Source organism: uncultured Wocania sp. (assembly GCF_964021735.1).
In the GTDB taxonomy this organism is placed as follows: domain Bacteria; phylum Bacteroidota; class Bacteroidia; order Flavobacteriales; family Flavobacteriaceae; genus Wocania_A.
Genome location: NZ_CAXIBN010000120.1, coordinates 1 through 10026, shown reverse-complemented (window position 1 = coordinate 10026; position 10026 = coordinate 1). Strand labels below are relative to the sequence as shown.

8 protein-coding genes are annotated in these 10026 nt (G+C 32.9%); 7 read left to right on the top strand and 1 reads right to left on the bottom strand.

Going from position 1 to position 10026, the window contains the following annotated elements; translation table 11 throughout:
* Positions 1-80 precede the first annotated feature (80 nt).
* The 7 genes from AADI82_RS10875 (at position 81) to AADI82_RS10845 (ending at position 8185) form a co-directional block, all read left to right on the top strand.
* Positions 81-1415, top strand: a complete 1335-nt coding sequence (locus AADI82_RS10875; protein ID WP_341216463.1) for a hypothetical protein — start codon at positions 81-83, stop codon at positions 1413-1415.
* Positions 1416-2045: 630 nt separating this feature from the next.
* Positions 2046-2486 carry a thioredoxin family protein gene (locus AADI82_RS10870; protein WP_341216462.1) on the top strand — a complete coding sequence of 147 codons (441 nt, stop codon included), beginning with the start codon at positions 2046-2048 and terminating at the stop codon, positions 2484-2486.
* A gap of 1 nt (position 2487) precedes the next feature.
* Positions 2488-3468, top strand: coding sequence for an FAD:protein FMN transferase (locus tag AADI82_RS10865; protein WP_341216461.1), 981 nt, complete (start codon positions 2488-2490; stop codon positions 3466-3468).
* Positions 3465-3677, top strand: a complete 213-nt coding sequence (locus AADI82_RS10860; protein WP_341216460.1) for a DUF4266 domain-containing protein — start codon at positions 3465-3467, stop codon at positions 3675-3677. The genes AADI82_RS10865 and AADI82_RS10860 overlap by 4 nt, the downstream gene beginning before the upstream one ends.
* Positions 3678-3690: 13 nt before the next feature.
* A complete protein-coding gene (locus AADI82_RS10855; RefSeq protein ID WP_341216459.1) occupies positions 3691-5010 on the top strand; it encodes a DUF3570 domain-containing protein in 1320 nt (439 codons plus the stop codon).
* A 525-nt stretch (positions 5011-5535) separates the two neighbouring features.
* Positions 5536-6216, top strand: coding sequence for a LipL32 family surface lipoprotein (locus AADI82_RS10850; RefSeq protein ID WP_341216458.1), 681 nt, complete (start codon positions 5536-5538; stop codon positions 6214-6216).
* A 754-nt stretch (positions 6217-6970) separates the two neighbouring features.
* Positions 6971-8185, top strand: a complete 1215-nt coding sequence (locus AADI82_RS10845; RefSeq protein ID WP_341216457.1) for a hypothetical protein — start codon at positions 6971-6973, stop codon at positions 8183-8185.
* Between the two features lie 447 nt (positions 8186-8632).
* Here the strand turns inward: AADI82_RS10845 and AADI82_RS10840 are convergent, their stop codons facing one another.
* Positions 8633-9688 carry an IS110 family transposase gene (locus AADI82_RS10840; RefSeq protein ID WP_341216456.1) on the bottom strand — a complete coding sequence of 352 codons (1056 nt, stop codon included), beginning with the start codon at positions 9686-9688 and terminating at the stop codon, positions 8633-8635.
* Positions 9689-10026 lie beyond the last annotated feature (338 nt).

Sequence of the window (10026 nt, the reverse complement as noted above, 5' to 3'; positions counted from 1 at the left end):
ACGTTAGCAACAATTATAAACTCTGAAAATGAACAATATAATTAACTAAAACACAATTAAATACACATTAAAACAAATAAATGAAACTAAATATTATTTTTACCTTTCTAATATCTTTTACTCTAGCAAGCTGTAATTCATCGACACAAGAACAATTTACAATTCAAATAGAGCCATTTTCTATTAGCGAAGCACCAGGCATACAATCTTATGCGTTAGGCAAGACTAGTAATGGTAAATGGTTAGTATTAGGCGGTCGTATAGATGGCTTACATAAAATAAGACCATTTGAAGCTTTCTTAAAAAAAGAAAATAACACTTCAGTATTTGTAATAGATCCTGTTGCCAGTAAGACTTGGGTAACAGATTTAAGTATTCTTCCTGCTGCTATTTTTGAACAATTACAGTCTACAAATCAAGAGTTTCAACAACGAGGAAATACACTTTATGTAATAGGTGGTTATGGATACAGTGAATCTAAAAGAGACCATATTACATATCCTAATTTAACCGCTATAGATTTAGATGGATTGGCAAATGCTATTATTAATAAAGCAAATATATCAGCCTATTTTAGACAGATTACTGATGACAAACTAGCGGTTACGGGTGGACAATTAAGCCTTTTAAACGATATATTCTATTTATGTGGTGGACAATATTTTGAAGGTAGATACAATCCGATGGGTCCAAATCACGGTCCTGGATTTACTCAAAAATATACTAATGAAATTAGAACATTTAAGATTACTGATGATGGTAATAATCTATCTATCAACAACTATTCTGCCAATCAAGATAAACAAAACCTACATAGAAGAGATTACAATATGGTGCCTCAAATTTTTCCCGACAATTCAAAAGGGTTTACAATGTTTAGCGGAGTATTTCAATACGATGCAAATATACCTTGGTTAAATACGGTAGATGTAATAGAAAGTGGTTACAAGGTAAATAATGAATTTAATCAATTACTAAGTCAGTACCATAGTGCTAAAGTTCCTATTTACAACTCAGAAACAAAAGAGATGATGACTGTCTTCTTTGGTGGGTTAAGCCAATATCAATTTGGTGAAAATGGAAAGCTTATTAAAGATGATGAAGTGCCATTTGTTAAAACAATAAGTATGGTTACAAGAAATCTAGATGGATCAATGATAGAAAAAGATTTAGGAATAAAAATGCCCACCTTTTTAGGGTCTGGAGCAGAATTCATTCCTGTATCAGATGAGACTATTTACTTAGAAAATGACATTGTCAATTTAAACACCTTAAAACAAGAAAAAACTCTAATTGGTTACATCTATGGAGGTATTGAAAGTTCAGCCGAGAATATATTTTTTAGAAATAATGGGACTCAAAGTATAGCAAGTAATCAAGCCTTTAAAGTTTATATTACCTTAAAACAAGAATAAATATAGGTAAGTAAAACATTGGGGTTAGTGACAAACTCTAATTATTGCCATTTCTTTTTCAAAAAAATAAATTAGATGAACTGAATATTTGAATTTTGGGCTACTAGAGGCTTTACTGAAGATGCAAGAGAAGTTCGATAGAGAAGAAAAGGTAGCACTTCCAAATACGGAATTGAGTGGATAAAATGATTGTTAAATCAAAGGGAGTTATGTCAAAAAATCACGGAAATACAAAAACTGTTGCCAACACCGTATAAAATTAATTACTGGTAATAGCCTACTTACGAAAGTCTTTTAGGACTTTCAATCTGTGATTTATTTGCTTACTTTAGTGCTTAAAACACGCAACTAATCTTATACAATAACGTTGTGCATAATGCGGAAAATCGTGCTAAACATCAACATTTGAACTAAAAAATCCAACACGCAAACAGCACATTCGTTTTTTTTGCCGACACATCAGCCAACGCAAAAAAAAAACAAAAGAGCTGTTTTTTTCCAACGCTCAAATCGATTCTAATATTCAACTGAAAAAACAAGCTATTCATAAAACAAAAAAATAATATATTCGTTAATAAGTATTGGTCTAATTGTTGACTATAATCTTATAAATATTAAATAAAAGTAAAAATGAAAAAAATAATTGTAGCATTACTAGTAATGATTGTAAGTGTAGGTACAACAATGGCTCAAGAATGGCAAACGGATATTAACGTTTCAAAAGAAATTGCATCTAAAGAAAGCAAGCCAATTATATTAGTATTTCAAGGTTCAGATTGGTGTGCACCTTGCATTAAACTAGACCGAGAAATTTGGAGTGCAGAGGTTTTTAAAAAGTATGCAGCCGAAAATTACGTTATGCTTCTGGCAGATTTTCCTAGAAAAAAGAAAAATTCATTATCTGAATCGCAATCAAAAGCCAACGCATTGCTTGCTGAAAAATACAATAAACAAGGTTTTTTTCCTTTTGTTGTAGTACTTGATTCTAATGGAAAAGTGTTAGGAGAAAGTAGTTACAAAAAAACAACACCAGATAATTATATCAAAGAATTAAATACATTCATCAAATAATTTGAAAGCACTAATTACTTCATTCTTAATACTATTTTCAATAGTTTGTGCAGCACAAGAACCTTATAAGAGAACGCTCAAACTAATGGGTAGTCGGTTTGATATTACTGTTGTTGCAAACGATTCTATACAAGCAAACAAATATATTGATACTGCTGTCGCAGAAATTTCAAGAATTGAAAAATTGATTTCATCTTGGGATGATAATTCTCAAACATCAGAAATTAATCGCAATGCAGGAATTAAACCTGTGAAAGTTGACAAAGAATTGTTTGATTTAATTGAAAGAGCAATAGGCATTTCAAAATTGACTGATGGTGCTTTTGACATTAGCTATGCTTCAATGGACAGAATTTGGCAATTTGATGGTAGTATGACGGTTATGCCTTCCGAAAAAGAAATAAAATCTTCTGTGGAAAAAATTGGTTATCAAAACATTGTTTTAGACAAAAAGAACAGTACTGTATTTCTTAAATTAGAAGGAATGAAAATTGGTTTTGGTGCTATTGGAAAAGGCTATGCAGCTGATAAGGCAAAGACGCTTCTTATTTCAAAAGGTGTACCTTCAGGAATTATTAATGCCTCTGGCGATATGAATACTTGGGGAAAACAACCCAATAATGAAGATTGGAAAGTAGCCATTACAAACCCAATGAATAAAAACAAAGTGTTTGCTTTGCTTCCTATTACAAATGGAGCTGTTGTTACTTCTGGCAATTATGAAAAATATGTAAACTTTAATGGCAAAAGATACACACATATTATTGACCCAAGAACTGGATATCCTTCTACTGGAATTATAAGTGTAACAGTTTTTGCACCTAAAGCAGAACTGGCAGATGCACTAGCAACTTCAGTATTTGTTATGGGAAAAGAAGCTGGTTTAGACCGCATTAATCAATTACCAAAAATAGAATGTATCATTATAGATGATAAAGGAAATATTACGAAATCAACGAATATAGAAATAGATAAATTATGATTAAAAAGTTTATATGTGCTGCATTAATATCAACGTGTTTTAGCAGTTGTGTTGTGGTTAAAGAATACGAAAAAGTAAACATTAATGACCCAGATATGGCGTTGTCAGAAAAAAAGTGTGACAAAAACCTTACAACAATGCATTCATATCGTGAAGCTGCTGTAGGAGCAAATGGAGGAAAAACTGGAGGAGGCTGCGGCTGCAACTAATAAAACAAGAAATTTGAAAAAAATAATTTTGATATTCTGCGTATTTGCTTTTGCAAAATCATATTCGCAAACAGGACAAGACTCAACCAAAGTTTATAAAAAACGTGTATTAGAAACTACAGAAGTAGATTTTCTAACAAGTTACTATTCTCAAGATGGAGATAATGCTGCGGTAAGTGGCGGAATAGGTACAGAAGAGTTAACAGATGTTACAGGAACTTTTGTAGTTTCAATACCATTAAATGATGATGATGTATTGACCATTGATGCAGGAGTTTCTGCATATACTTCTGCTTCTTCAAGTAATGTAAATCCTTTTGATGGAGGTGGAACAGCAGACCCATTTCAAGCTTCGTCAGGAGCTTCAAGTAGTGATACTTGGGCAAATGTAACAGGTAGTTATAGTCATAGTTCAGATGACAGGAACGATATTTGGTCTGCTACTGTTTCTGTTTCTACAGAATACGATTATTTCTCTGCTGGTGTTGGTGGTAGCTATACAAAATTATTTAACGAAAAGAATACAGAGGTAAGTGTAAAAGCTAATGTCTTTATAGATAGTTGGAGTCTAATTTATCCAACAGAGTTGAGAGCACCGGAAAATGGAGACGACGACGACGATGATGATTTCAATATTAATAATTATACTATTACAGGTAATCCCAATTATTATCCACAGTTTGTACCAATAGAAAGTAGTGGCAGAAACACCTATGCATTAGGATTTGGGTTTTCTCAAATATTACATAAAAATGTGCAAGGTTCGCTTGCATTAGATTTAGTTAAGCAACAAGGTTTATTATCAACACCTTTTCAAAGGGTTTATTTTGCGGATGTTGAAAATTCCTTTATCGAAGATTTTCAACTCGCAGATGATATAGAACGCTTACCAGACAATAGATTTAAAATAGCTGTTGGAGGTCGTTTAAACTGGTTTTTGAATGAACGTTTTACCGTTCGTACATTTTATAGATATTATACAGATGATTGGGGAATTGATTCTCATACAGCAAGTTTAGAAGTACCTATAAAGATAGCTGATAAGTTTACATTATATCCTTCTTATAGATTTTACACACAAACAGCAGCAGATTATTTTGCACCTGCAAATAAAAACCTATCTACATCAGAATTTTATACTTCAGATCATGACTTATCGCAGTATAGTGCAAATCAATTTGGTTTTGGAGTTTCTTATACAGACATTTTTGCGAAAGCACATATTTGGAAATTTGGACTAAAAAGTATTGATGTAAAGTTTTACCAATACGATAGAGATACGTCTTTTAGTTCTAATATTATTACAGCAGGATTTAAGTTTGTTATGGATTAATCAAATATTGAAAATTTGTTTGTTTTATGCCAACGCTAAAAGCCATACACATTTGCAATTCGCACCAGCCAACGCTACACCAAAAATCACAAAAGAGTATGTGTTGCCAACGCTAAATCCGAACTAAATAACAAACATCGGCAAACCAAGCTGAACGTAAAAAGCACTATGCACAACAACGTATATAAAACATAGCTATTACAGGCTTTCCGAGAGGTTTTTGCTTCTTTATTAAGTCCGCCAAATTTTTATTTTTGTATATTTAAATAGAAAAAATAAAAATTCGGCTCGTGTATAATCCGAAAAGTTAGCGTTTATTTATACGCTACGTTTCATATACAAACACGTTACAAAACATTTTAAAAGAGGTTCGGATAATAGGATAAACTTTATACTTTAATTCAAATGCTATCTAAATATGATCTGAAAAAATAGTTTTAGTTAGTTTTAAATTTTCAAGAGGATTTTTAGTTCTTTTGTTAAAAAAAATATTAGTTTTAAAGAACATATAAAAAACTAAACACTATGAAGTTAATTAAAAATGTAAGTTTATTGCTCATTTTTCTATCTACTATTGGTACGATCAATGCTCAAAAGTTAAAAGCGTTCGGAAGTTTAACCAAAGTAAAAATCGGTCCAGTAAATAAAAGAGTCCCTTACCTAGATGTTATTAGTTATTTAGGGCATGCTTCTTTAGGTACAGAAAATGAAATAAAAGAAGGAAAGAAATTTTACTACATATATTTATGGGTTCCTGCTGTAGCACCAGAATTAGGTTTAAGAATGGTGTCTCCTGCTGGAAGTTCAAAAACTAAAACTCCAATTATAGGAGCAGGTTATGAGGATCATAAAGATTCAAAAGACTTTTTTGACACTTATATTACTTTAGAAAGATCGAGTGTATTTACTAAAGATGGAATTGCTGATTCAGCAAATGCAACTTGGACAACGCTTGAAAGAAATGATGATAGTGGAGAAATGCCTAAACAACCTAGTGGCAGAAAATACAACTCACTTTTACGCTATAAAAGTCAAATAGGTGATCCTTTAAAAGCATTGACTGCTGGACTATATAGAATTGGATTTACATCTTATAAAAAAGGAGAAGTTAATGGTACGTTCTTAGCGCAAATAGGCTCACCAGTTAAATTACCTGGCATTGTTATGTCTAACACTATAGATGGTTTATTAGAGCAAATGAAATAATTATATTCAAGGAATATATTAAAATCCAAGTTCTATAGACTTGGATTTTTTTGTTTATATAATCAGTATAAATTAATCACGACACAAGATTGTATAAATGATCCTGAAAAATAAAAGCAGTAATATTAAAAGAAAATCAAGATTAATAAACGTTTTGTAACAAAGTATAAAATTAATTGCTAGAGCAAGACTACTTACGAAAATCCTTGCGAATTTTCTATTCCGTTTGTATTTGCTAAATTAGGTGCTTAAACCACGCAACTAATCTTATACATAACCGTTAGCAAACATAATCTCGCTCGCAAATCTAAACGGTGCAATAAACCATAGCAGAGCGCAACTGTTGCGTACGACTCACCTTCTGCTCGTAAAATTCCTGACCTATAAATTAAAAATAAACCCACTCAAACCAATATCGGATTTGTATCTCGGAAAGCCCTATTTATAAAAAAAATTGTACGTTTGCTGACAATATGTATAAAAAATTGCTAGTTTTGGCTAAATCAATGGAAGTTGCTTTGTTTACTTACTTCTGATTTTCCTCCGGAAAATCCCCGCACTCAAACACGCAACATTTCATACATGAAACGTTACCAAACATAAATTAACTGAAAAAAATAAAACTTAAATACTTTAAAATATGAAAAAAATATTCTTTCTCCTAACCCTACTTCTGATAGGGAATTACGCATTAGCTCAAATCGACACAACCGCTATTAAAAGAATTGGAATCAACCCTGAGTTTAGTTACAAAATGCTAGATCAAAACCAAAATTTAAGAAAAGTAGAAATACTTCTCAATTCAAAGAAAAATGAACTTATTAAAAATAACAATTTAATTATTGGTACTTCATTAATTTCTATTGTTGATTACCAGCATTCTAATACAGACTCAAAATTTGGTTATCTTATGAGGCATCCAACTGCAAATAATCAGATTGGAAAAGATGTAAGTGAGGCCGTGATTCATTCTTTTCAGTTATCAGCCACAGCTACCATTAATAGTTGGATAACTTCCTATGCTGAATTATTATATAACCCTGAACAAAGTTTTGGCTCAGGTACTATTACAAATCTAAATAGAAATCAAATTCAATTAAGGAAAGCGTTTGTAGTTTTTGGAAACTTGAATAAATCACCATTTTACAGTGCTGTGGGAAAAATGGATGCTCCATTCGGACAAATGGGAACTGTAAACCCATTTACTAATTCAACTATGTGGCATGCATTCGGTGGTCTAGGTTACGGTGCCCAGATTGGATATAATAAAGGAGGGCTTCATGCTAAAATCATGTTGGCTCAAGGAGGTGCTCAATTTAGAGCATTACATGTACCTGTTGGGAATGCAACTGCTGTGCCTTCAAAACTTAACAATCTTGTTGCAGATTTAAACTATAAATTAGTTATTTCTGATAAAGTAAATTTAAAAGCTGGTGCATCATATAAAAAAGGAGGTGCATATTGCCAAGGCTTTCCTGTTTTTCATTTTACACCTTGTGAAGAAAACAATCCTGAGTATACTGTATACGGTACATTAGATGTAAATAATCGTCTTATCGTAATGGCTTCATTTGCAAAAACTTTTGATGAATGGGAAGGTACATTTAATCCAACACCACCACTAAATATATTTGAAGCCTCTAAAGTTAGTTCATTGAGTCTTGGTGCAAAATATGATTTAAATAAAGTAGGTAAAATCAAACATACACTTTCTGGAGAATTTTCAAATTTTATAGCTGGACCAAATGGGGCTCCCTGGGAAAGACAAAACCAGTATGTTCTAGGATATCAAGCCTTAATGAATAAATCAGCAAAACTATTTGTTGAAATATTCAGAACTGAAGGTTTTGCTCCATTAAATTTTATAAGTGGAAGTGCTGACTTTGATCCATTCCCTCCTGGCACCACTCATAGTGATAGAGATGCCAATAGCATGGGAATTGTTTTAGGAGCACAGATATCATTTTAAAGAATAGGACAGATTTAACCATTTACCTTAATTGTAAAAGTTTAATCGAGCTCATTTAAAAAACACGTTTGGTAACAATGTATCCTATGAAAAGCCCTAATCCAGTTCTTTAAAGTTAATATTTTATTTTTAATTACCTCATTATGATTATTTTGGAGTGTTTAAATGTTGGCAATCCTATCCTAGTTGTTGCTTGATTGTCAACATTTAAATACTATATAACTTGCTCGGCATCCTATATGTGATACACCTGTTTCAGGGTTCACCAGCATCTGTATGATTATAAGTTATAATAAACCTGGCCACTTGCTATAAAATGTGATCCGATTCTTTCAAATGGTCACCTACGTTGTTTTGTGATACAGGTTTTAAATACTTCTTTGTGAGCTTTGTTATTGAGTTTATTTATACGCTTTCGCGAACCTGCCTGTCCGGTAGGCAGGAGCGCTATTCTACAACTCCAACTACATAAGGAGTTTCTGTTTTAATAACCGCTAAGGTTCTGCTTAAAAGTTTTCTGGCCACTTTGACTATAATAGACTTTACATTTTTGCCTTGATGTTTACGATAATACATTTGCATTACGGGATCTGTACGAATAGCTTGCCAAGATGCCTCTATAAAATAACTCCTTATCAAACGGTGAGCTCTTCGGCTGATACCTGTCGTTCGTAAATTGTCACCACTCTGGTGGATCCCTGGCGCTATGCCAACATAACCAGCTAAATGTTTAAGACTTCGAAATCTTCGCAAGTCTCCCAGTTCACATAAAATCCCACAAGCTACAATCCCTCCAATCCCTGGAATACTCCGTAAAAGCATATAATCTTTCTTATAATAGGTCTTGCATTGTCTGCGTAATTGTGTTGAAACATCTCGAAGATCCTGATCGATAAACCGAAAATGCCTCAGTCTACTATCTAATGCTAAACGTGCCCCGGAGTATTTAAAATCCAAGGTATCTAACCAATGACGGAAATTATGACTCCAATGGCTATTATCGAACTCAGGTGGCACCTCTATACCTAGATAAAGAATCTGGGACTTGATCAGGTTTTTGATCGTTCGATAGTTCTTTACAAGATCATTACGTCTGCGAAACAGACTGCGAAGTTGTTCCCGCTCCATATCTGGCACATGAATGCTCTCTAAACGACCATCTTTGAGTTCGCGAGCAATTAATTGTGCATCGATACGATCGGTCTTTGTGTGACGTTCCTTGCCTTTTCTATGAATGTCTGCAGGATTGACAACCAAGGAATCCCAACCATAAGATATAAAACAACGATGTGCGTGATAACCACAGCAACCAGCTTCATATGCAGTCGTTACTTGGTATCCCGAAAAGTGTTTTAAAACATATGATTGCAACTGTTCTGGGTAAGGACCCATAGAAAAAGTCTTGCCTCCAAACAAATCAGAAGAACAATGTACTTTCCAACTTCGCTTGTGTATGTCTATCCCAATGAATAACTTAGGCGTGGCAGTTTGTTGTGTATCCATATCTAATGATTTTTGTGAATCTTAAAGATACTCGACAGGCTGCTTTTACATAGATGCTATAATCAATTGCTTGATTATCGTCTACTAGGAAATTCCTTTGGAATTTCCTCTGGTTCGTTTTTGTTTATTAACTTAGTCCTAGCCAACGCAACTAACCATACACGAACACGTTGTGAGCAATTTGGCAAATGATAATGACACAAAAGAAACATAAATATCTAATCACCTTAAATATTTTATTTTTTGGTATACTTTTTTTTATTGCATGCAAAAACAATAATTCAAATTGATTGTCCGCTTATCGTCCCGTAGCTGTAATGATTGCTATCACTAGTCTA

What these genes read in the sequence shown, in the direction of transcription:
- AADI82_RS10875 (WP_341216463.1), top strand. Translation starts at nt 81, where the DNA reads ATGAAACTAAATATTATTTTTACCTTTCTAATATCTTTTACTCTAGCA.
- AADI82_RS10870 (WP_341216462.1), top strand. Translation starts at nt 2,046, where the DNA reads ATGAAAAAAATAATTGTAGCATTACTAGTAATGATTGTAAGTGTAGGT.
- AADI82_RS10860 (WP_341216460.1), top strand. Translation starts at nt 3,465, where the DNA reads ATGATTAAAAAGTTTATATGTGCTGCATTAATATCAACGTGTTTTAGC.
- AADI82_RS10850 (WP_341216458.1), top strand. Translation starts at nt 5,536, where the DNA reads ATGAAGTTAATTAAAAATGTAAGTTTATTGCTCATTTTTCTATCTACT.
- AADI82_RS10845 (WP_341216457.1), top strand. Translation starts at nt 6,971, where the DNA reads ATGCTAGATCAAAACCAAAATTTAAGAAAAGTAGAAATACTTCTCAAT.
- AADI82_RS10840 (WP_341216456.1), bottom strand. Translation starts at nt 9,688, where the DNA reads ATGGATACACAACAAACTGCCACGCCTAAGTTATTCATTGGGATAGAC.